The sequence below is a fragment of the Streptomyces hamibioticus genome (genome assembly GCF_047946815.1).
Classification (GTDB): Bacteria; Actinomycetota; Actinomycetes; order Streptomycetales; family Streptomycetaceae; genus Streptomyces.
Genome location: NZ_JBKKQY010000001.1, coordinates 2,295,807 through 2,315,216, shown reverse-complemented (window position 1 = coordinate 2,315,216; position 19,410 = coordinate 2,295,807). Strand labels below are relative to the sequence as shown.

The following is a 19,410-nucleotide window of genomic DNA, read 5'->3' as shown; positions in this document are numbered from 1 at the left end:
GCCCACGCTAGAGCGTGACGGAGCCCTCTGCCACCCCAGTGACAGAGGGCTCCGCGAAGTTCGGCGGCCGTACCGCCGGGTGTTACCGGCTCTGCTGGGCCGGCACCCCGCGGGAGATCGGCTCGTCATCGGCCGGCGTGCCCGCGGCGGCCACCGCGGCACCGGTGAGGGTCGCCAGCATCTCGCGCACGTTGGTCAGCTGCGCGTTGATGGAGTCGCGGCGGTTGGTCAGCGCCGCCAGCTCCCGCTCGGACTCCGAACGGATGCGGTCGGCCTTGGCGTTGGCGTCGGCCACGATGTCCTCGGCCTGGCGCTGTGCCGTCTCCACTGTCTGGCGGGCGCGGCGCTCGGCGTCCGTGCGCAGCTTCTCCGCCTCCAGGCGCAGCTGCTCCGCGCGGTGCTCGATCTCCGCGAGCCGCTTCTCGGCCTTGGCCTGACGGGAGGCGAGGTCGCGCTCGGACTGCTCGCGGCGCTTGGCGAGGTTCGTCTCGAAGTCCGCGGCGGCCTGCGCGGCCTTGGCGCGGGTCTCCTCGAAGAGGGCGTCCGCCTCCTCCCGCTTGGACTGCGCGTCCTTCTGCGCCTCGGCCCGCAGCGCGGAGGCGTCACTCTTGGCCTTCTCGACGATCCGGACGCCCTCGTCCTCGGCCTTGGCCTTGCGCTCGGAGGCGTAGGACTCGGCGTCGTTGCGCACCTGCTGGGCCGCCGACTCGGCGAGCTCGCGGTGCTGCTCGGCCGCGCGCCGGGCCTCCTCGCGCAGGTCCTTCGCCTCTTCCTCGGCAAGGCGCAGGATCTTCTCGACCCGGGCGCCGAGACCCGCGTACGACGGCTCGGCGTCGTTGATCTGGGCCTGGGCGTTCTGGGTCTCGAGGTGGAGCTCCTCGATGCGCTTCTCCAGAGCGGTGATGCGGGCGAGAGCGCTGTCACGGTCGGAGACGAGCTTGGAGATACGTTCGTCCACCTGAGCGCGGTCGTATCCACGCCGCACAAGCTCGAAGCCGTAGGGGGAAGTGTCGCTCATGGGGTTCCTGTCGAATGAGACCGGTGAGGTGATAGGGGAATCCTAGGGGCCAAGACGGCGTGTCATCGAGCGGATGCGTGTTTGATCTGGAGAATGACACCCCTTTTGAGTGGCTGACCAGCAGACGGCTTGCCAAAGACTTGGTCAAAGGACTCAAGGAGACACGGAATTCGCCCCGCGCGCTACCCCTCTGACGACTTGCCACCCGAACGAGGGGATCCCACCGTCGCTCCCGCCTTGACCCCGTTGTCCTTGCCACCGGCCGGTGCCTCGAACGACTCCAGCGCCTCCAGCACGTCCTGCACCCGGGAGATCTCGGCGTTGATGTCCTCGCGGCGCCGCACCAGGATCTCCAGCTCGCGCTTGCCCTCCTCGACCGTGCGCCGTGCCTCGCGGACCGCCTCGGCCTTCAGCTCCTCGGCCTCCTTGACCAGCGTGGCCTTCTTCTGCTCGGCCTCCTTCAGCAGGCCCTCGGCCTTCTTCACGGCGGCGATGCGCACCTTGCCGGCCTCGGAGTTGGCCTCGGACACGATCTCCTTCGCCTTCGCCTCGGCCTTGGCGAGCTGCTCCTCGGCCGCCTTGACCAGCGCGTCGCACCGGTCGCCGGCCGACTTCATCGTCTCCGCGGCCTCCCGGCGGGCCCGCTCGTGCAGTTCCTCGATCTCGGTGGTCAGGCGGTCGCGCAGCTCCTCCGCGCGCTCCCTTATGGCGGTCGCGTCCCGGCGCGCGCCGACCAGCAGCTCGTCCGCGTCCGTACGGGCCTTCTCCACCCGGGAGTTGCCCTCGACCGTCGCCTCGGAGACGATCCGCTCGGCCTCCTTGCGGGCCGCGCCGACCATCGTGTCGGCCTGCGACTCCGCATCCGCGGTCGTCTTCTGGGCCTGCTGCCGGGCCTCGGAGAGCAGCTTGTCGGCCTCGGCCGTGGTCTCCGTGATGAGCTTGTCGACCTGCTCGGCCGCCTCCGAACGCCGCTTGTTGGCGTCCTTGCGGGCCTCGTCGAGGGTGCGCTCGGCCTCCTCGCGCGCGGCCGTGGTGAGCCGCTCGGCCTCCGCCGCGGCCTCGGCCTTGACGCGCTCGGCCTCGGTGCGGAGCCGCTCGGCGTGCTGCTGCGCCGAGCCGACCGTCTCGGCGGCCTCGGCGCGCAGCCGCTCCGCCTCCTCGGTGGCGTCGGCGACCAGCGTCTCGGCCCGGGCCGTCGCCTCCGCGCGTACCCGCTCGGCCTCGGTGGCCGCCTCGGTGCCGAGCCGCCGGGCCTCCTCGGCCGCCTCGCCGCGCAGCCGCTCGGCCTCGGCCGCCGCCTCCGTACGGACCCGCTCGGCCTCCGCGAGCGTCTCCGTGCGGATCCGGTCCGTCTCGGCCGCCGTCTCCGTGGTGAGGCGCTCCGCCTCGGAGCGGGCCTCGGTGATGAGGGTGTCCGCCTGCGTCGCCGCGTCGGAGCGGATGCGGTTGGCGTCTTCACGGGCGTCCGCCCGGGTGCGCGAGGCGCTCTGCTCCGCCTCGGCGATGGCGTCCGACGCCTCCGTGCGCACCCGCTGGGCGTGCTCGGCGACCTCGGTGCGGATGCGGTCCGCCTCCGCGATCGCCTCGGCCACCGTCCGCTCGGCGAGCGTCTTGGCGGCCTCCGACTCCTCCTGCGCCTCGCGCCGCAGCCGGGTCGCGTCCTCGCTCGCCCGCTCCCGCTCCGCGTAGGCGTCGGTGCGGACCCGGTCCGCCTCCTCGCCGGCCTCGCGCCGGGTGCGCTCGGCGGCGTGCTCGGCGGCGCTGCGCAGCCCGGCGATCTCCTCCTGCGCCTGCTCCTGCAGCCCGGCCACCGAGTCCCGGACCTGCTGGGCGTGCTGCTCGGCGGCCGACACCATCTCGGTTGCCCGCCGGTCGGCCTCCTCGACCAGCCGGGTCGCCTCGGCCTGCGCCTCCTCCACGCGCGTGCGCGCCGAGGCCAGCAGTTCCTCGCTCTGCTCGCGGGCCCGCTCGCGCTCCTGGTCGGCCTCCTGCCGGGCGGCACCGAGCAGTTCCTCGGCCTCGCGGCGGCGCCGGGCGGCCTCCTCCTGCGCGGCGGCCAGTGCCTCCGACGCCTCGGCGGCGATCCGCTCGGCGGCGGACTGGGCCTCCGCCCGCACCCGGTCGGCGCTCTCCTGCGCCTCCGACTTCAGGCGCTCGGCCTCGGTCGCCGCGTCCGACCTGAGCCGCACGGCGACGGCCTCGCCCTCGGCACGGGCGGCGGAGGCGTCCGAGGCGGCCTCGTCGCGCAGCCGTTCGGCCTCCGCCTCGGCCTGCTGCTGGAGCGTGCGGATCCGCTCGGCCGCCTCGCTGCGCAGCCGCTCGGTCTCCTCGACCGCCTCGCGCCGGATCCGGGCCGCCTCCTCACGGGCCTCGGTCAGCGCCTGCTCGGCGACGGCGAGGCGCTCCTGTGCCTCCGTCTGGAGCCGCGTCAGCTCCTCGGCGGCCTCCGCCTGCCGGGCGGCGACCGCGCGCTCGGTCTCCTCGCGCAGCTCCCGGGCGGCCCGCTCGGCGTCCGCCTGGAGCGCCTCCGCCTGCTCGACGATCTCCGCGCGGTGCCGCTCGGCCTCGGCGCGGGTGCGCTCCAGGGTCTCCTCGGCCTGCCGGCGCAGCGTCGTCGCCCGCTCGATGGCCTCGGTGCGGACCCTCTCGCTGTCCGCGGTCGCCGTCTGCCGCAGTTCGTCGGCGTCCGCCTTGGCCTTCCCGAGCAGCTCCTCGGCGGACCTGGCCGCCTCCTCGATCTTCTGGACGGCCTCCTTGCGCGCCTCGGAGCGGATCTTCTCGCCCTCGGCGACCGCCTCCGCGCGCAGCTGCTCGGCCTCGCCGCGCAGCCGGCGGGCCTCCTCCTGCAGCTCGACCGTCTTGGCCCGGTACTCCTTGGTGTCGTCCTTCGCCGCGCCCTTGAGCTGCTCGGCGATGTCGTGCGCCTCGCTGCGCAGCCGGTCCGCCTCGGCCTCGGCCTCGCGGCGGATCCGCTCGGCCTCCTCGGCGGCGGCCCTGGTGGTCTGCTTGGCGTCCTCGGACGCCTTGGTGAGCACGTCCTCGGCGGTCTTCGCCGCCTTCGACAACTGGGTGGCCGCCTCCTCGGCGGTGACCGTACGGGCCTTCTCGGCCGCCTCGGCGAGGATCTTCTCGGCCTCGGCCCGGGCGTCGGCGACCAGTTGCTCGGCCTCGGCCTTGGTGGACTCGGCCTCCTTGGTGGCCTCGCCGACCAGCCGGGCGACCTGCTCCTTCGCCGTCCGCGTGCGCTGCTCGTTGGCCGACTCGGCGCCGGCGAGGGCCTTGGCGGCGCTCTCCTTGGCCTCGGCGACCAGCTTCTCGGCCTCCGACTGCGCCTTGCGCAGCGCCTCCTCGGCCTCGGCCATGCGCTGCTCGGCGGTGCGGCTCAGCTCCTGGGCGCGGCGGCGGGCCTCCTCCGACTCGGTGGCCGTGGAGCTGCGCAGCTGCTCGGCGTGGTCGGTGGCCTCCTGGGCCTGCGTGGAGGCGGCGTTCAGCAGGCGCTCGGCGTCGGCGCGGGCGCGGCGCAGGATCTGCTCGGCCTCGGCGCGCGCGCTCTCGGCGTCGTTCTGCAGCCGCTGCCGGGCCTCGGCGGTCAGCCGTTCGGCCTCCGCGCGGGCCGCGGCCAGGGCCTGCTCCGCCTCGGCGCGGGACTCCTCCAGCAGGCGGCGGGCCTGCTGTTCGGTGCGGGCGCGCAGCTGCTCGGCCCACGCCACGTTCTCGTTGACGTGCGACTCGACGGTCTGCCGGCGCTCGGCCAGCTCCTGGTCGAGCTGCTGGCGCCGGGTCACCGCCTCCTGGTGCAGCTCGGCCTGGAGCCGGGCCGCCTGCTCGGCGTGCTCCTGGAGGATGCGCTGGGTCTGCGCGCGGGCCTGGCTCAGCTCCCGCTCGGCGTCCGCGCGCAGCTGGTCGGCCTGCAGCTGCGCGTTGCGCAGCAGCTGCTCGGCCTGGTAGCCGATGTCGCCGCCGTCGTAGGCGGGCCGGGACATGATGGTGCGCCGCGCCTCGTGCAACTTGGCCCGCAGCACCTCGACCTGGTAGCCGAGGTCCTCGGCGTGCTGGATCGCCTTTTCCCGCTCGGTCTTCAGCCGCTTCATCTCGGCCTCGAACCGAGAGAGGTGGTCGACGTCAGCCGCCGGCTCTCGCTCCTGGCTCTCGTAGCCCCGCACTGCGCGGTCCCATCCGTCCCCTGGTCGCAACTCTGCCCGAACGAGCTCCGTCCGTCCGCCGAACGGGGCCCCCGGGGAATGGTGTCAGATCAACGACGGAGCATGGGCTGCTGCCCCGGCGCTCGTCCCCCGAAACCCGGACCCCGGCGGTCCTGCCCGCCGGACGGCGCGTGGACGGCGCATGCCGGACGACAGGACCCGGTCACCCTGGATTGAGCGGCGACCGCACCCAACCCTACCGGCCCCTATGTACGAGGGTCAGTGCTCAGGTGACTCAACGGGCGCCGAAGTGACGAGTTCTGTCAGCACGCCGTGACAGTCCTTCGGGTGCAGGAAGGTGATCCGCGACCCCATGGAACCGCGCCGGGGCTCGTCGTACAGCACGCGTACGCCCTTGTCCTTGATCGCGGCCGCGTCGCCGTCCACGTCCGCCGTGCCGAAGGCGATGTGGTGGACGCCCTCGCCGTTCTTGGCGAGCCACTTCGCGACGGTGGAGTCCTCGCGGGTCGGCTCCAGGAGCTGGAGGTACGAGGAGCCGCCGTCCGACGTATCGTTGATCTTGAGCATGGCCTCGCGCACGCCCTGTTCCTCGTTGACCTCGGTGTGGAACACCTCGAAGCCGTAGGTGGCCTTGTAGAACTCGACCGTTGCGTCGAGGTCATGACAGGCAATTCCGATGTGGTCGATTCGCGTCAGCATGTTTTCAGTGCAGCGCCCCGGAGGTGGTTACGCAACGTGCGCGCGATCACACCGACAGCCCGATGACGGGGTGGACAACCGCTCAGTACATTCGAAGTAAACCCTCGTTCACTCCTCGGCTGTGCAGGCCGGTAAGGGGATCGCAGCTCATGTCTTCTGGAACTTCTGGGACGAACGGCACGACCTCCGTCATCGTCGCGGGTGCCCGCACCCCGATGGGGCGGCTGCTCGGGTCGCTGAAGTCCTTCTCCGGAGCCGACCTCGGCGGCTTCGCGATCAAGGCCGCCCTCGACCGTGCGGGGATCGGCGGCGACCAGGTGCAGTACGTGATCATGGGGCAGGTGCTCCAGGCCGGGGCGGGGCAGATCCCGGCCCGTCAGGCCGCGGTCAAGGCCGGCATCCCGATGAACGTGCCGGCGCTGACGATCAACAAGGTCTGCCTGTCGGGCCTCGACGCGATCGCGCTGGCGGACCAGCTGATCCGCGCGGGCGAGTTCGACGTGATCGTCGCCGGCGGTCAGGAGTCCATGACCAACGCCCCGCACCTGCTGCCGAAGTCCCGCGAGGGCTTCAAGTACGGCGCGGTCCAGATGCTCGACGCCATGGCGCACGACGGGCTGACCGACTCCTTCGAGAACATCGCCATGGGCGAGTCCACCGAGAAGCACAACGTCCGGCTGGGGCTGGGCCGCGAGGAGCAGGACCAGGTGGCCGCGCTGTCGCACCAGCGGGCGGCGGCCGCGCAGAAGAACGGCATCTTCGAGGCCGAGATCACGCCGGTGGAGATTCCCCAGCGCAAGGGCGACCCGGTGCTGTACAGCAAGGACGAGGGCATCCGCGCGGACACCACGGCGGAGTCGCTCGGCAAGCTGCGTCCGGCCTTCTCGAAGGACGGGACGATCACGGCCGGGTCGTCCTCGCAGATCTCGGACGGTGCGGCGGCCGTGGTGGTCATGAGCAAGGCCAAGGCGCAGGAGCTGGGCCTGGAGTGGATCGCCGAGATCGGCGCCCACGGGAACGTGGCCGGGCCGGACAACTCTTTGCAGTCGCAGCCGTCGAACGCGATTCGGCACGCGCTGAAGAAGGAGGGCCTGGAGGTCTCGGATCTTGATCTGATCGAGATCAACGAGGCGTTCGCGGCGGTCGCCGTGCAGTCGATGAAGGACCTCGGGGTGTCCACCGAAAAGGTGAACGTGAACGGTGGCGCCATCGCCCTGGGACACCCGATCGGCATGTCCGGTGCGCGGCTGGTGCTGCACCTGGCGCTGGAGCTGAAGCGGCGCGGGGGTGGCGTCGGCGCGGCGGCGCTGTGCGGTGGCGGTGGACAGGGTGACGCGCTGATCGTGCGCGTGCCGAAGGGCTGACGGCGGGTACGGGTTTCCGTACGGGGCCCGCGCGAGTCCGGCACGGGTCCGGTACGGGTCCGGTACGGGTCCTGTCCGGGCCGCCCTACCGGACGCCTTGGTGAACGAACCGAGCTGAGCTGAGCTGAACGGAGCTGTGATGCAGGACGTCTCCACGCTGGTGGCCCAGGCCAGGGAAGGCCGGCCGCGGGCCGTGGCCAGGCTGATCTCGCTGGTGGAGGGGGCGTCCGCGCAGCTCCGGGAGGTCATGGCGACGCTGGCACCGCTGACGGGCGGTGCGTACGTGGTGGGGCTGACGGGGTCGCCCGGGGTCGGCAAGTCGACGTCCACGTCGGCGCTGGTGACGGCGTACCGCAAGCAGGGGCGGCGGGTCGGTGTGCTGGCGGTGGACCCCTCGTCGCCGTTCTCGGGCGGCGCCCTGCTGGGCGACCGGGTGCGGATGTCGGAGCACGCGTCGGACCCGGGCGTCTACATCCGCTCGATGGCCACGCGCGGTCACCTGGGGGGTCTGGCCTGGGCGGCCCCCCAGGCGATCCGGGTGCTGGACGCGGCGGGCTGCGACGTCATCCTGGTCGAGACGGTGGGTGTCGGGCAGTCGGAGGTGGAGATCGCCTCGCAGGCGGACACGTCGGTGGTGCTGCTGGCGCCGGGCATGGGCGACGGGATCCAGGCGGCCAAGGCCGGGATCCTGGAGATCGGTGACGTGTACGTCGTGAACAAGGCCGACCGGGACGGTGCGGACGCGACGGCGCGCGAGCTGAACCACATGCTGGGGCTGGGCGAGGCGCGGCGGCCGGGTGACTGGCGGCCGCCGATCGTCAAGACGGTGGCGGCGCGGGGGGAGGGCGTCGACGAGGTCGTCGAGGCGCTGGAGAAGCACCGGGCCTGGATGGAGGAGCGGGGGGTTCTCGCGGAGCGGCGGCTTGCGCGCGCGGCGCGCGAGGTGGAGACGATCGCGGTGACGACGCTGCGGGAACGGATCGGCGACCTGCACGGGGACCGGCGCCTGGGCGCGCTGGCGGAGCGGATCGTGGCAGGGGAGCTGGATCCGTACCGGGCGGCGGACGAGCTGGTGGCGGGACTCACGGAGAGCTGAGGTCCGCGCCGGGCGGGCTTGTGCGTTCTCTGCGGCGCCGTGGGTGGATGCCTGCGGCGCCTGTGCGGGTGGTTGGGGGTGCGCGTAGCGCCTTGGGTGCGGTGGGTGGTTCGGGGCCGCGCCGGGGGGTGTCCGTCCTCGGAACGTCGCGGAATCGGTCTGTTGTAGAGGGTGCCCGTGTTGACGCGACAACCGCTGCGGGCGGACACCCCCCGACACGTCCCCTTCCCGCCGCGGGCGGCTGCGGGTAGCGCCCCGGCCAGTCGCCCGCTTCGCGCCGCGGGCGGCTGCGGGTAGCGCCCCGCTCAGGCGTCGCTTTCCGCGCGGTGGGCGGCTGTGGGTAGCGCCCCGCTCAGGCGTCGCTTTCCGCGCGGTGGGCGGCTGCGGGTAGCGCCCGGGCCAGTCTTCCCCTTGGCGCCGTGGGCCTCTGCCGGTAGGGCCCCGGCGAGTTCTCCCTTTCGCGCCGCAGGCGGCTGCGGGTGTACACCCCGCCGGGCCGGGGCGGCCGACCGCGTCCAGCCGCGATCAGGTGCCGCGAGCTGCGCCCCGCGGGCCACTCCTGGCAGCCCTTCGCGGCCGCGCTCACCCACCGGGCGTCACTCGGCCGCTCGGCCGCGGGCAGTCGTGCCTCCCCAGGGTGGCACGGGTGGGCGCTGGGGGTGCCCCCTGTGGGGGAGGCACCCCGTTTTGCCGGGTTGCCTCTGCCCTGGCCTCAGCCGCGTCGCCGGGTACCTGCATGCCGTCGGTGACACTCCGCGTGGGCGGCGGTCCGTCGTTCCGGGTCGCGCGACGTCCCGCCGTCAGCCGCAGTCCCGTCAGTCGTCGTCGGGGTCCGGGGTGATCCTGGTCGAGTTCAGGCCGACCTGCCAGTCCTTGTCGGAGGGCCGCGTTTCGACGTCCCAGGACGCCGGCTTGTCGTCGTCCAGGTCGACCGACGTCACCGTGCCCTTGGCGGCCGCCGCCTTCGCCGCCTCCTCGGCGGTGACCGACGTGCCCTTCAGGGCCGCGCGCACCTCGGCGGTGTCGTCCTCGTCGTCGTCCTCCTTCTCCGAGCCCAGCACCTTGCCGGTGGCCGGGTCGATGCGGACGCTGTGCCAGGTGTCGTCCGAGGAGAGGACGTCCACCTCCCAGGCGAACTCCTCCTCCTCGTCGTCCTCGTCCTCCAGGTCGGCCGACACCGCCGTGCCCGGCGTGTGCCGCAGGGCGGCGGCGATGGCGTCGGCCGCCGTGACCTCGGAGGACGCCGTCCGGGACCGGTCCTTCGGGGCGTCGCGTCCGTCGTCGTCCCGGTCGTCCGCGTCGTCGTCCGGGGCCTGCGCGGACGACGACGTCCTGGTCGTGGCCCCCTCGTCCCCGTCGTCCCCGTTCACCGCCAGAGCCGTCGCCGTACCGCCCCCGATCAGTGCGGCGGCCGTGACGGCGGCGATGACGATGTTGCGCTTCATGGAGGTTCCTCCCGGGTCGGTTCGGTTTCGACGCGTTCACTGTCGCCGACCGACGCTGAGGCCGAGCTGAAGCCGCCTGAAGAGTTCTTCAGGTTGGCTTTGCCACCCTTGACCCATGCGCCTGTTGATCGTGGAGGACGAGAAGCGGCTGGCCCTGTCCCTCGCCCGGGGACTGACCGCCGAGGGATACGCCGTGGACGTCGTCCATGACGGGCGGGAGGGACTGCACCGGGCCGGGGAGGGGACGTACGACCTGGTCATCCTCGACATCATGCTGCCGGGGATGAACGGCTACCGCGTGTGCGCCGCGCTGCGCGCCGCCGGGCACGACGTGCCGATCCTGATGCTCACCGCCAAGGACGGGGAGTACGACGAGGCGGAGGGGCTGGACACGGGGGCCGACGACTATCTGACCAAGCCCTTCTCGTACGTGGTTCTCGTCGCCCGGGTCAAGGCGCTGCTGCGCAGGCGCGGGTCGGGCGGTGGTGCCTCGCCGGTGCGGGTGCACGGGGATCTGAAGGTCGACACCGCCGCCCGCCGGGTGTTCCTCGGCGAGGACGAGGTGACGCTCACCGCCAAGGAGTTCGCCGTCCTCGAGCACCTCCTGACGCGGGCCGGTGAGGTGGTGTCCAAGGGCGAGATCCTCGAACACGCCTGGGACTTCGCCTATGACGGTGATCCCAACATCGTCGAGGTGTACGTCAGCGCGCTGCGGCGCAAGCTGCGGCCCGGGCTGATCCGGACGGTGCGCGGCGCCGGGTACCGGCTGGAGGCGGAGCGATGAGACGGCTCTTCGGGTCGGTCCGGGCCCGGGCGACGCTCGCGGCGACGCTCGTGGTCGCCGTGGCGCTCGTCGCGGCCGGCGCCGCCGTCCTGCTGTCCCTGCGGTCCAACCTGCTCGGCGAGGCCGGCACCACCGCGGAGCGCTCCGCGCGGGAGGTCGCCGCCGAACTCGCCGCCGGGACGCCGTACGACCAGCTCTCGCTGGACGTCGACGACCGGCCGGTGCAGGTCGTCGACGAGGACGGCGGGCTGGTGGCCGCCAGTGAGGATCTGGAGCGGATCAGCGGGACGGGGACCGACGCCGTCAGGCCGGAGCCGGATCCGGGGACGCGGGACGACGGAGCCGACGATGACGACGACTCCGGTGAGGCCCTCGAACGCGGTGAGATCGGGGGGCTGGCGGCCGTCAGCGACGGGTCGGCGACCATCGACGGCGACACGGAGGACTACCGGTTCGCCGCCGTGCCCGTCGAGACCCCCGACCGGGGCACGCTCACGGTGTACGCGGGAGCCCCGCTGTCCGCCGAGCACGGCGCCGTCAGCACCGCGCTGACCGCCATGCTGATCGGCTTCCCGCTACTGCTCGGCGTCGTCGGGGGCGTGACCTGGCGGGTCACCCGGCGGGCGCTGCACCCGGTGGAGGGCATCCGCCGGGAGATGGCCGCGATCACCGCCTCCGAGGACCTCGCGCGCCGCGTCCCCGTGCCGGACACCCACGACGAGATCGCCCGGCTCGCGCTGACCACCAACGAGACGCTGGCCGCGCTGGAAACCTCCGTGGAGCGGCAGCGACGGTTCGTCGCCGACGCCTCGCACGAGCTGCGCAGCCCGATCGCCAGCCTGCGGACGCAGCTGGAGGTGGGCGCCGCGCACCCGGAACTGCTGGACCTGGACGGTGCCGTGGAGGACACCGTACGGCTGCAGCGGCTCGCCGCCGACCTGCTGCTGCTCGCCCGGCTGGACGCGGGGGAGCGGCCGGCGGACGCCCGCGTCGACCTCGCCGCGCTCGCGCGGGAGGAGGCCGCGGGGCGGGCCGGGGTGACCGTGCGCGCCGAGGACGGTGTGACGGTGGCCGGATCGCCCGGGCAACTGGGTCGCGTGCTGGCCAATCTGCTGGACAACGGGCAACGGCACGCCCGGTCGGCGGTCGAGGTGACCGTGCGCCGGGAAGGGGGGCTGGCCGTGGTCGGGGTCGCCGACGACGGGGACGGGGTGCCCGCCGGGCACCGGGAGCGCATCTTCGAGCGTTTCGTGCGGCTCGACGCGGCCCGCAGCCGGGACGACGGCGGGGCAGGGCTGGGCCTGGCCATCGCCCGGGACGTCGCCGTACGCCACGGCGGGACGCTCACGGTCCGGGACGCACCGGCAGGCGGTGCCCTGTTCGAGCTCCGCCTGCCGGAGGGGTGAGGCCGGCGGTCAGAGGCGCCCGCGCTGGCCCCGCAGGTGCTCGGCGATGGGCTTGAGCGCCTTGTCGAGGTCTCTCAGTGCCTCGGGAGAGAGCAGGTCGATGAAGTGCCGCCGTACGGATGCCACATGGTGCGGGGCGACCTTCCGCATCGTCTCCATGCCGTGCTCGGTGAGGACGGCATACAGCCCGCGGCGGTCGGACTCGCAGTTCTCCCGCCGGACGAGGTTCGCGTTCTCCATGCGCGTGATCTGGTGGGAGAGGCGGCTCTTGGACTGGAGGGTGGCGGACGCGAGGTCACTCATCCGCATCCTGACGTCCTCGGACTCGGAGAGGTTCACCAGGATCTCGTAGTCGTTCATGGTCAGGCCGAACGGCTGCAGATCCTTCTCGAGCTGGTACGCCAACAGTTTGTTGACCTCCAGATGGGTGCGCCAGGCGCACTGCTCCGTATCGGTCAGCCAACGGGTGGCCGTCTCGGTCTCCATGTATGAAGTCTACCTAAGAAGTTGAAAGGCGAACTAGTGAGAGTGGTCCAGTGACGGTGCGCACGCGTTCGATGTCACACTCCGCAGATTACCGCTCACAGCCCGAAGCGGCGTTGGAGGTCTCCCAGCTGTCCGGGAAGGCGCGGTGCCCCGCCCGGCGCCCCGTGCGAACCGGGAGCCCCGCCGCCGGGCACGCCCGGCTGCTGTGGAGTGACGCCCGTGGCCTGCTCGGGCATCAGCGTCTCGCTCGACTGCAGCAGCACCGTGCCCGCGCCCACGAACTCGAACTGATGCTCCTCCCCGGAGGCCCCGCCGAGGCCCGTCATCGCACGTAGACCGCCCAGTACGCCGGCGATGTACCCGTGGTCGTAGTGATGGCACGGCGAGGGGCAGTCGGCCCAGCCGACCAGGGCCTGCGGGTCCACCCGGACCGGCGGGTCCATGAACACCACCGGACCGTTTGACGCTGCCACGAACCGTCCGGTTCCGATCAGGGTCAGAAAACCCGGCACGATCGATTGCTTCAGATTCAGAGTTGGCTGAAAAGCGAGCAGATTGCCAGAGCGAATGGTCAGATTGCCGTCTTCCAGGTCGTACGAATTCACGTCGAAGGCCCGGTCGGCGAGGAGCATCTTGCCCGAGCCCTCGGCCACCACCCAGTCGCTCGCGTGCAGAGGCGAATGGAAGGACGTGCGCACCAAACGGTCCAGCCGGCCGTGCCCGATGCCGTTGAACTCGATCGAGCCGTAGTAGGCGATCATCTTCCCCTTCTGCAGGAACCACTGGCTCCCCTTGAGCTCCACGCAGAAGGTGTAGTCGTCGACGTTGTCGTCGCACGGCAGCGTCGACGGATCCCAGATCGTGCTCACAGCTTCTCCTCCGAGGCCTGGACGTAGACCGCGCCGCTGCCGCTCAGCTCCAGCTGGAACGCCTCGCCGGAGCCGCGGCCCACCATGTCCCGCCAGCCCAGCGCCGTCGACAGTCTGTTCCGTACGTCGCCGTGGTGGGCGACGTACGCCTGCGGGTCGACGTGCACCGGCCGCTGCGGGGTGATCGGGATCTCGAACACGCCGCCATGGGCCATCACGGCCACCGCGCCGTGCCCCTTCAGGCTCGTGGTGAACAGCCCCTGGCCGCTGACCTGGCCGCGCACCATCCCCATGACCCCGCCCTGCGCGCCGAGGAAAACGGTGCCCTGCTCCAGCGTCCCCTCGAAGGCGAGCAGGCGGTCGGCCTCGACGTAGAGCGTCTCGCCGGACAGGTTGATCACCTCGACATGGTGACCGCCGTGCCCGAACAGCACGGTGCCGCTGCCCTCGACCGTCATCAGCGGCGTGTCCTCGTCGGCGACCCGGCGCCCGATCATCGACATGAGCCCGCCCTGACCACCGGCCGTGCTGGGCGTGAAGGACACCTCGCCCTTGTACGCCAGCATCGCCCCGCGCTGACTGAACAGCCGCTGCCCCGGCGCCACGGTCGCCTCGACCATCTTGGAGTTGATCTCCCGGAAGCCCATGTCACACGTCTCCCGCGATCGTGTTCCGCTCGCTCGGCTGCACGTACACCAGCCCGTCCCCTTCGAACCGGATCTGGAAGGCTTCCCCGCCGCCCTCCCCGAGCAGCGTGCGGAAGGTCACGCCGGACTGGAAGGACTGCCGCAGGTTCCCCTGGTGCGCGACGTACGCCCCCGGGTCGACGGTCAGCGGGTACTGCGCGCCGACCCGCAGCGCCACCGCCGGCCCGTCCGACATGATCGCCACCTGACCGTGCCCCTCGACCGTCGTGGTGAACAGCCCGTTGCCCTGGGAGGCGCCGCGCATCCCGGTGAACTCGGTCCCCGTGCGCAGCCCGCCGTCGGCCGCCAGCAGGTTGCTCGACTCGACGTACAGCTTCTCCCCCTGGAGCGTCACGAGGTTGATCTCGGACGCCCGGTCCGCGAACCAGCAGGTTCCGCGTCCCTTCACCTCCATCACCGTCATCTGCTCGCCGGTGAGCCGCCGGGTGACCATGCCCCGCAGGCCGTCACCGCCGCCGCTCAGCTTCTTGAAGGCCATCTCGCCGTCGTACGCGACCATCGAGCCGTTCTTCGCCTTCACGGCGTCCCCGGTCATCTCGACGGCGAGCACTTTGCTGCTCTGAAGTCGGAACATCGCCACGCTGTGACGGTAGCCGCCGCGCGCGCGGGCCGACAGGGCCGCCACCCCCGGCGCCGGGCGCGCAGGGCCGTTTGCCACAATGGCCGGGCACCTTGTGCACACGTTCACAAGAAGATCGTCGACGTCTCTCCCACCCGAAGGTGACCCGTGGACCTCAAGACCGCCAGCTCCCTCCGCCGCCTCCGTCTGGTCTCCACGCCCGAGGCGGTCTCCTTCCTGCTCCTGCTCGTCTGCTCGGTGCTGAAGCGGACCACGGAGTTCAACGCCGTGCCGGTGATGGGCGCGATCCACGGCTTCCTGTTCGTCGTGTACGTGATCTTCTGGGCGGACGCCTGGAACCGGGCGAAGTGGCCGCTGAAGACGGCCGCCCTGTACTTCGTCCTGTCGGTGCTGCCGGCCGGCGGCTTCTTCGCCGACCGCAGGCTGCGGCGTGAGGCCGAGGACGCGGTCATCGCCTCCCGCGCCCGCCAGGAAGGGATCGTCAGCGCATGATCGTCGCGTTCTCCGTGACACCCCTGGGCGTCGGCGAGGACGTGGGGGAGTACGTCGCCGACGCCGTGCGCGTGGTCCGCGAGTCGGGCCTGCCGAACCGTACGGACGCGATGTTCACGTCCGTCGAGGGTGAGTGGGACGAGGTCATGGACGTCGTCAGGCGTGCGGTGGCCGCGGTGGAGGCGCGGGCGCCGCGGGTCTCCCTGGTCCTCAAGGCGGACATCCGTCCCGGCGTGACGGACGGACTGACGTCGAAGGTGGAGACGGTGGAGCGCCACCTCTCCGCGTAGCGGGCCGCCGCCCCTTCGCGAGCCGCGGCCTCTCCGTGTGGCCGGCCGCCACCTCTTCGCGTGGCGGCCCCGGCCGCCCCACCCGCCTGGACCCTCCCCGCTCGACACCTCCCCAAATGTCCCTTTGTGTATGGGTAGTAGATCACTCCAGATCACCCCCACTCACTGGAGGACGCTGTGCGGCAGCCGGAGGGCTACGACTACGAGACCCACAGCCGACTTGCCGGGCCGCTCACGGAGCCGGTCGGCGACGCCTACCGGGTGCACTACAGCTCGCTGCTCTCCCGCCAGCCGAACCGAATAAAAGCCCTCCTCCTCATGGCCCTCGCGCCGCTGCTCACCGGTGCCCTGCTGGTCTACCTCGTCTGGCCCGGCCACTGGGTCGAACGCGAGGGCGCCGACCGCTGGCTGACCGCCCTCGACACCACCATGCTCGTATCGATCGGCCTGATCGAGCTGTTCATGGTCGTCAACGTCGCCTCCGTCGCCCACGCCACGATGGTCGCCCGCGACCCCGTCCCCGTCGTCCCCGAACCCGGCACCCGCGTCGCGTTCCTCACGACGTACGTCCCGGGCAAGGAACCCCTCTCCATGGTCCGCGCCACCCTCGAGGGCGCCGTGCGCATCACCCACAACGGCACCCTCGACGTCTGGCTCCTCGACGAGGGCGACGACGCCGAGGCCAAGGCGCTCTGCGCCGAGCTGGGCGTGCGTCACTTCACCCGCCGCGGCGTGCCGGAGTGGAACGAGAAGACCGGCGTCCACAAGGCCCGCACCAAGCACGGCAACTACAACGCCTGGATCGCCATGCACGGCGGCGACTACGACTTCTTCGCCTCCGTCGACACCGACCACGTGCCGCTCCCCAACTTCCTGGAGCGGATGCTCGGTTACTTCCGCGACCCGGACGTCGCCTTCGTCGTCGGCCCCCAGGTCTACGGCAACTACCACAACCCCGTCACCAAGGCCGCCGAGTCCCAGCAGTTCCTCTTCCACGCCCTCATCCAGCGCGCCGGCAACCGCTACCGCGCCCCCATGTTCGTCGGCACCAACAACGTCGTCCGCATCGACGCCGTCCTCCAGGTCGGCGGCCTGTACGACTCCATCACCGAGGACATGGCCACCGGCTTCGAGATCCACCGCCACCGCAATCCCGAGACCGGGCACCACTGGCAGTCCGTCTACACCCCGGACGTGCTCGCCGTCGGCGAGGGCCCCGCCTCCTGGACCGACTTCTTCACCCAGCAGATGCGCTGGTCCCGCGGCACCTACGAGACCCTCATCAAGCAGTACTGGAGGGCGCCCTGGCGCATGCCCCCGGGCCGCCTGCTGTCGTACACCCTGATGCTCGTCTACTACCCGATGACCGCCGTCAACTGGTTCCTCGGGTTCCTCAGCTGCTCCCTCTTCCTGTGGTTCGGCGCCTCCGGCACCGAGGTCGCGGCCTCCGTCTGGCTGATGCTGTACAGCGATGCCGCCGCCCTCCAGATCGGCCTCTACCTCTGGAACCGCCGCCACAACGTCTCCCCGCACGAACCCCAGGGCTCCGGCGGCCTGGCCGGCATGGCGATGTCGGCCCTGTCCGCCCCGATCTACCTCAAGTCCCTCACCGAGGCACTGCTCCGCCGCCCCAGCCGCTTCGTCGTGACACCCAAGGGCGGTGACGCCAGCCCCGACCGGCTCCTGACCTTCCGCATCCACCTGTCCTGGGCGGCTCTCCTCATCACCTCCCTGACCGCCTCGGTCCTCCTCGACCACACCCATGTCGCCATGCGCACCTGGGCGTTCCTCGCCACCGCGGTCTCCCTCGCCCCGGTCGGCGTCTGGGCCGTCACCCGCTGGCAGAAAGCCCGGGCCCGACGGCCGGCCCCCGCCCCGCGGCCCGCCGAGGACGCCGGCCCCGCACCCGCTCCCACCCCCGGCCAGGCTCCCGCCCCCGCCCCCGCCCCGCCCCCCGAGCCGGCCTTCGCGACCACCGGAGCCACGTCGTCCGTCACCGGCTCCACGACAGGAGGCAACTAGGCCATGGCGCTCCAGCCCTCGCAGAAGACCAGGAAGACCATCCTGGGCATCGGCGGCATCGCCGTCCTGGCCGGCCTCAACGCCCCCGCCGCGCTGGACTTCGCCGGCGAGAAGTACCACGCGTACAAGATCTCCCGCCCCGCCTACAAGGCGGAGTACGGCTCCTGGAGCCAGGTCGGCATCCCCGAGGAGTACCGCACCAACGCCATCCACGCGGCCCTGCTGCACACCGGCAAGGTGCTGATCGTCGCGGGCTCCGGCAACGAGCAGAAGAAGTTCGACGAGGGCTCGTTCGACACCGTCCTGTGGGACCCGGAGAAGAACACCTTCAAGAAGGTCCCCACCCCGGAGGACTTCTTCTGCTCCGGCCACGCCCAGCTGCCCGACGGCCGCCTGCTGGTGGCCGGCGGCACCGCCCGCTACGAACTCCTCGACGGCGAGGTGGAACGGGCCGGCGGCGGTATGCGCGTGAAGAACGAGAGCCCGGACAAAGAGGTCTTCCTGCCGAAGGGCACCCGTTTCCGCTCGCCGGCCGGCGTCGAGTACGTGTCGAAGTTCGACGTCACCCTGCCCAGGGCCGAGCGCTCCTTCGAGATCACGCGCGACGCCCGCGGCGTGGTGCAGCCCTGGAAGACCAAGGTCACCGCCAGCGAGGTGCGGGTCTTCGTCGAGGCGGCCGAGAAGGGCCCGCTGGCGGTCACCGACACCCAGGCGCAGTACGAGGTCGTCGGCCTCGAGGGCGAGGACGCGGACAACACCTACGGCCTGTCGGAGAAGATCACCCTGGAGAAGCAGGACTTCCAGGGCATCCGCGCCGCCTACGAGTTCGATCCGGTCGCCGAGAAGTACGTCCCGGTCGACCCGATGGACAAGGCCCGCTGGTACCCGACCCTCGTCGGTCTCGAGGACGGGCGGATCCTCGCCGCCTCCGGGCTGGACGACGTCGGCATGATCGACCCCGGCGACAACGAGATCTACGACCCGAGGACCAGGAAGTGGTCACCGGGACCGAAGCGGTACTTCCCGACGTACCCCGCCCTGTTCCTGACCAAGGGCGGCAAGCTCTTCTACTCCGGCTCCAACGCCGGCTACGGCCCGGCCGACAAGGGGCGCGTCCCCGGGCTGTGGGACCCGAAGACGAACACCTTCCAGGAGGTGCCCGGGCTGAAGGACCTGGACCAGCTCGAGACCTCCGCCTCGCTCCTGCTGCCCCCCGCCCAGGACCAGCGGGTCATGGTGCTCGGCGGCGGGGGCGTCGGCGAGTCGCGCAAGTCGACCGCGCGCACCGCCGTCGTGGACCTGAAGAAGGCCGCCCCCGCCTTCGAGGACGGCCCGGACCTGCCGCAGGGCACGCGCTACCTGAACAGCGTGATCATGCCCGACGACACGGTCTTCACCTCCAACGGCTCGAAGGACTACCGCGGCCGCAGCGCCAGCAACATCCTCAAGGCGCAGTTCTACGACCCGAGGACGAACGCCTTCCGCGAGGCCGCCGCGCCCACCGTGGGCCGCAACTACCACTCCGAGGCGCTGCTGCTGCCCGACGGACGGGTCGCCACGTTCGGCTCCGACCCGCTCTTCGACGACCAGCAGAACACCAAGCTCGGCCACTTCGAGCAGCGCATGGAGGTCTTCACCCCGCCGTCCCTGCACCGCGGCGCGGCGAACCGGCCCGTCCTCGAGGGCGGCAAGCGGACCCTGGGCGAGGACCACCGGGTGACCTTCCGCACCGCGCACCCCGACCGGGTCGTCGAGGCCCGCCTGATGCGGCCCAGCGCGGTCACGCACACCACCGACGTCGAGCAGCGCTCCATCGAGCTGGGCGTCACCAAGCAGGGCGACACGGTGACCTTCGAGGTACCGGACGACCCCACCCTGGTCCCGCCGGGCTGGTACATGCTGTTCGTCACGGACGCCCAGGGCACTCCGTCGAAGGCGAAGTGGATTCACGTCACCTGAGCGACGGAGACAGCGGCAGGCGCGGGCACA

General features: G+C 71.8%; 16 protein-coding genes. 8 read left to right on the top strand and 8 right to left on the bottom strand.

Translation table 11 applies throughout. The features are described 5' to 3' along the window. Positions 1-82 precede the first annotated feature (82 nt). The 3 genes from ACLGIH_RS10180 to mce all read right to left on the bottom strand — a co-directional run bounded on the left by ACLGIH_RS10180 (position 83) and on the right by mce (position 5,880). A complete protein-coding gene (locus ACLGIH_RS10180) occupies positions 83-1,018 on the bottom strand; it encodes a coiled-coil domain-containing protein (RefSeq protein ID WP_416524909.1) in 936 nt (311 codons plus the stop codon). Positions 1,019-1,200: 182 nt separating this feature from the next. Continuing rightward, a complete protein-coding gene (gene scy, locus ACLGIH_RS10175) occupies positions 1,201-5,181 on the bottom strand; it encodes a polarized growth protein Scy (RefSeq protein ID WP_416524908.1) in 3,981 nt (1,326 codons plus the stop codon). 258 nt (positions 5,182-5,439) lie between these two features. Further along, positions 5,440-5,880: a methylmalonyl-CoA epimerase gene (mce, locus tag ACLGIH_RS10170; RefSeq protein WP_416524907.1), complete on the bottom strand. Its 441-nt coding sequence runs from the start codon at positions 5,878-5,880 to the stop codon at positions 5,440-5,442. Positions 5,881-6,029: 149 nt separating this feature from the next. Here mce and ACLGIH_RS10165 point away from each other — a divergent pair, with 149 nt between their 5' ends. Both ACLGIH_RS10165 and meaB read left to right on the top strand, forming a co-directional pair. Next, entirely contained in the window at positions 6,030-7,244 is a 1,215-nt protein-coding gene (locus ACLGIH_RS10165) for an acetyl-CoA C-acetyltransferase (RefSeq protein WP_416524906.1), read from the top strand. 139 nt (positions 7,245-7,383) lie between these two features. Then, entirely contained in the window at positions 7,384-8,340 is a 957-nt protein-coding gene (meaB, locus tag ACLGIH_RS10160) for a methylmalonyl Co-A mutase-associated GTPase MeaB (protein ID WP_416524905.1), read from the top strand. 815 nt (positions 8,341-9,155) lie between these two features. Here meaB and ACLGIH_RS10155 read toward each other — a convergent pair. Next, complete coding sequence (locus tag ACLGIH_RS10155; RefSeq protein ID WP_416524904.1) at positions 9,156-9,785, bottom strand: PepSY domain-containing protein; 630 nt, start codon at positions 9,783-9,785, stop codon at positions 9,156-9,158. A 115-nt stretch (positions 9,786-9,900) separates the two neighbouring features. Between ACLGIH_RS10155 and ACLGIH_RS10150 the strand changes: the two genes are divergently transcribed. Both ACLGIH_RS10150 and ACLGIH_RS10145 read left to right on the top strand, forming a co-directional pair. Further along, entirely contained in the window at positions 9,901-10,569 is a 669-nt protein-coding gene (locus ACLGIH_RS10150) for a response regulator transcription factor (protein WP_416524903.1), read from the top strand. Beyond that, on the top strand, positions 10,566-11,975 hold the full coding sequence (locus ACLGIH_RS10145; protein WP_416524902.1) for a sensor histidine kinase: 1,410 nt from the start codon (positions 10,566-10,568) through the stop codon (positions 11,973-11,975). The genes ACLGIH_RS10150 and ACLGIH_RS10145 overlap by 4 nt, the downstream gene beginning before the upstream one ends. A 9-nt stretch (positions 11,976-11,984) precedes the next feature. Here the strand turns inward: ACLGIH_RS10145 and ACLGIH_RS10140 are convergent, their stop codons facing one another. From ACLGIH_RS10140 to ACLGIH_RS10125, 4 genes are all read right to left on the bottom strand, one after another. Then, positions 11,985-12,461 carry a MarR family winged helix-turn-helix transcriptional regulator gene (locus ACLGIH_RS10140; RefSeq protein WP_416524901.1) on the bottom strand — a complete coding sequence of 159 codons (477 nt, stop codon included), beginning with the start codon at positions 12,459-12,461 and terminating at the stop codon, positions 11,985-11,987. A 95-nt stretch (positions 12,462-12,556) separates the two neighbouring features. After that, a complete protein-coding gene (locus tag ACLGIH_RS10135) occupies positions 12,557-13,330 on the bottom strand; it encodes an AIM24 family protein (RefSeq protein ID WP_416524900.1) in 774 nt (257 codons plus the stop codon). Then, a complete protein-coding gene (locus ACLGIH_RS10130) occupies positions 13,327-13,977 on the bottom strand; it encodes an AIM24 family protein (protein WP_416524899.1) in 651 nt (216 codons plus the stop codon). The genes ACLGIH_RS10135 and ACLGIH_RS10130 overlap by 4 nt, the downstream gene beginning before the upstream one ends. Before the next feature lies 1 nt (position 13,978). Next, positions 13,979-14,611, bottom strand: a complete 633-nt coding sequence (locus tag ACLGIH_RS10125; protein WP_416529333.1) for an AIM24 family protein — start codon at positions 14,609-14,611, stop codon at positions 13,979-13,981. 153 nt (positions 14,612-14,764) lie between these two features. Between ACLGIH_RS10125 and ACLGIH_RS10120 the strand changes: the two genes are divergently transcribed. From ACLGIH_RS10120 to glxA, 4 genes are all read left to right on the top strand, one after another. Next, positions 14,765-15,109, top strand: coding sequence for a DUF3817 domain-containing protein (locus ACLGIH_RS10120; protein ID WP_416524898.1), 345 nt, complete (start codon positions 14,765-14,767; stop codon positions 15,107-15,109). Next, positions 15,106-15,399: an MTH1187 family thiamine-binding protein gene (locus ACLGIH_RS10115; protein WP_031073724.1), complete on the top strand. Its 294-nt coding sequence runs from the start codon at positions 15,106-15,108 to the stop codon at positions 15,397-15,399. Before ACLGIH_RS10120 ends, ACLGIH_RS10115 begins: the two co-directional genes overlap by 4 nt. 177 nt (positions 15,400-15,576) lie before the next feature. Next, entirely contained in the window at positions 15,577-17,421 is a 1,845-nt protein-coding gene (locus ACLGIH_RS10110) for a glycosyltransferase family 2 protein (protein ID WP_416524897.1), read from the top strand. Positions 17,422-17,424: 3 nt separating this feature from the next. Further along, positions 17,425-19,380, top strand: a complete 1,956-nt coding sequence (glxA, locus tag ACLGIH_RS10105; RefSeq protein ID WP_416524896.1) for a radical copper oxidase GlxA — start codon at positions 17,425-17,427, stop codon at positions 19,378-19,380. The last annotated feature ends 30 nt before the right edge of the window (positions 19,381-19,410 follow it).

Excerpts from the sequence above, each read along its gene's own strand:
- ACLGIH_RS10180 (WP_416524909.1), bottom strand. The coding sequence starts at position 1,018 with ATGAGCGACACTTCCCCCTACGGCTTCGAGCTTGTGCGGCGTGGATAC.
- ACLGIH_RS10155 (WP_416524904.1), bottom strand. The coding sequence starts at position 9,785 with ATGAAGCGCAACATCGTCATCGCCGCCGTCACGGCCGCCGCACTGATC.
- meaB (WP_416524905.1), top strand. The coding sequence starts at position 7,384 with ATGCAGGACGTCTCCACGCTGGTGGCCCAGGCCAGGGAAGGCCGGCCG.
- mce (WP_416524907.1), bottom strand. The coding sequence starts at position 5,880 with ATGCTGACGCGAATCGACCACATCGGAATTGCCTGTCATGACCTCGAC.
- ACLGIH_RS10145 (WP_416524902.1), top strand. The coding sequence starts at position 10,566 with ATGAGACGGCTCTTCGGGTCGGTCCGGGCCCGGGCGACGCTCGCGGCG.
- glxA (WP_416524896.1), top strand. The coding sequence starts at position 17,425 with ATGGCGCTCCAGCCCTCGCAGAAGACCAGGAAGACCATCCTGGGCATC.
- ACLGIH_RS10115 (WP_031073724.1), top strand. The coding sequence starts at position 15,106 with ATGATCGTCGCGTTCTCCGTGACACCCCTGGGCGTCGGCGAGGACGTG.
- ACLGIH_RS10150 (WP_416524903.1), top strand. The coding sequence starts at position 9,901 with ATGCGCCTGTTGATCGTGGAGGACGAGAAGCGGCTGGCCCTGTCCCTC.
- ACLGIH_RS10125 (WP_416529333.1), bottom strand. The coding sequence starts at position 14,611 with ATGTTCCGACTTCAGAGCAGCAAAGTGCTCGCCGTCGAGATGACCGGG.
- ACLGIH_RS10130 (WP_416524899.1), bottom strand. The coding sequence starts at position 13,977 with ATGGGCTTCCGGGAGATCAACTCCAAGATGGTCGAGGCGACCGTGGCG.
- ACLGIH_RS10140 (WP_416524901.1), bottom strand. The coding sequence starts at position 12,461 with ATGGAGACCGAGACGGCCACCCGTTGGCTGACCGATACGGAGCAGTGC.
- ACLGIH_RS10165 (WP_416524906.1), top strand. The coding sequence starts at position 6,030 with ATGTCTTCTGGAACTTCTGGGACGAACGGCACGACCTCCGTCATCGTC.